At 37.6% G+C, this 1,889-nt stretch carries 3 protein-coding genes; 2 read left to right on the top strand and 1 reads right to left on the bottom strand.

Features of this window, described 5'->3' with window-relative positions; all coding sequences use genetic code 11:
* Positions 1-90 precede the first annotated feature (90 nt).
* Positions 91-1,086, bottom strand: coding sequence for a phenylalanine--tRNA ligase subunit alpha (pheS, locus tag Q1553_RS00325; protein WP_115550832.1), 996 nt, complete (start codon positions 1,084-1,086; stop codon positions 91-93).
* A gap of 123 nt (positions 1,087-1,209) precedes the next feature.
* On the opposite strand from pheS, the gene Q1553_RS00320 reads away from it, so the two are divergent.
* The gene (locus Q1553_RS00320; protein WP_115550833.1) at positions 1,210-1,590 is read left to right on the top strand and encodes a histidine triad nucleotide-binding protein; all 381 of its coding nucleotides are present in this window, start codon (positions 1,210-1,212) and stop codon (positions 1,588-1,590) included.
* Positions 1,591-1,599: 9 nt separating this feature from the next.
* Positions 1,600-1,889 (top strand): YciI family protein (locus Q1553_RS00315; RefSeq protein ID WP_300842652.1); only part of this gene is annotated, 290 nt, incomplete at its 3' end.

Here is a 1,889-nt window from a genome sequence, read left to right as displayed (position 1 = left end):
CTAACCCTATTTTGTTTAAGACTTTGCAAATCTCCTCGCCTGAAATTTCTTCTATTGGTAAAACTTGACTTAAAATACTGCGTGTAAAAATCATTTAAACTGCTCCAAAATTCTTAAATCACTTTCAAAAAACGCTCTTAAATCTGGCACTCCAAACATCAGCATTGCAAACCTTTCCACACCTAAACCAAAGGCATATCCACTGACATTTTCATAACCTACTGCCTTAAAAACATTATTATCTACTACCCCACAACCCAACACTTCTAACCAACCCGTATGGGAACATACACGACACCCCGAACCCTTGCAAAAAATGCAACTCATATCCACTTCCGCACTTGGCTCTGTAAAAGGAAAGAAACTTGAACGGAATCGCACTTTCACATCTCCAAACATATATTTCAAAAAATCTTCCAAAACAAATTTGAGATTCGCAAAGCTCACCGAATCTCTCCCCTCCTCTACAACCAAACCCTCTACTTGATGAAACATCGGTGTATGCGTCAAATCATAATCGCACCTAAAAACACTTCCGGGACAAATCATACGAATCGGTGGCTTTTGGGATTCCATCGTTCGCACCTGCACGGGCGATGTGTGCGTGCGAAGCAACTTGCCATCTTTGAAATAAAAAGTATCTTGCATATTGCGCGCAGGGTGATATTTGGGCAAATTAAGAGCCTCAAAATTATGAAAATCGTCCTCTACCAAAGGTCCAACATTTAGCGAAAAATTCATTCCCACAAAATATTCCACGATTCTATCTAACATTAGCATAACGGGGTGATTTGCGCCTTTTTGAGAGCTTGGGGAAAAGAGCGAAACATCAATTTTTTCTGCATTGAGTTTTGCTTCAAGCTCTTTTAATGTAAGTTGTTCTTTTTTGTCTGCTAAAGCCTTTTCAAACTCTATTTTGATTGAATTCAATTCTTTAGCCAATGCCTTTTTTTCAGATTCCTTGCAAGACTTCAGTGTAGCAAATCGCGCAGTTAAACTTCCCTTTTTGCCCATTACCAAAACACGGATTTCCTCTAGTTCTGCGGTTGTTTGCGCTTGATTAATCTTAGAAAATATTTCTGTCATCTCATTCCCAATCTTTTTTGATAAAATAATTTTGAGATTGTATTGTAAATTTTTATTTACTTTTCTTAAAATCCATAGATAAAATAAGGTAAAATTTCAAAAATTTATTTCAAAGGTTTTAAAATGAGCGTATTTGAAAAAATCATCAAAGGTGAAATCCCTTGCAACAAAGTCTTAGAAAATAACGATTTTTTAGCATTTCACGACATTGCTCCCAAAGCACCTGTGCATGTGCTCGTGATTCCAAAAAAATTCGCAAAAGATTTTCAGGAACTCAATCCCAATGAAATGGTAGGCTTTACGAGCTTTATCCAAGAAGTTGCACGCACTTTAGACCTAGACAAAAGCGGCTATCGTATCATTAGCAATGTAGGCGTAGATGGGGGACAAGAAGTGCCTTACTTGCATTTTCATATTTTAGGAGGTGCGAAACTGCGTTGGGATAATCTTGCGCAAAATATTTCCGATGCGCAACGACTAGAAGACGTCAAAAAAGGAATGTAAGGAAGCAAAATGAAAAATTTATTTGTTATTTTAATCACCTATACTAAGTCAATGAGTGAAATTGAAACGATTTTACCCGCTCACCGCGCCTTTTTACAAAAAGGCTATGAGAGCAAAAACCTCTTAGCAAGCGGACCACAAAATCCAAAAGTAGGCGGAATCGTGGTTGGCACATTTGATTCCAAAGAAGCAGCAGAGGAGTTTTTCAAAAACGACCCTTATGCGTTAAATTCTGTTGCAACCCATCAGGTTTTAGAATTTACTCCGGTGTTACACCAAGGGTTTTTAAAGGAGTTTTT

This window comes from Helicobacter sp. UBA3407 (assembly GCF_949747025.1).
Classification (GTDB): Bacteria; Campylobacterota; Campylobacteria; order Campylobacterales; family Helicobacteraceae; genus Helicobacter_D; species Helicobacter_D ganmani.
The sequence above is the reverse complement of the archived record's forward strand: the minus strand, read 5'-3'. Positions and strand labels throughout refer to the sequence as shown.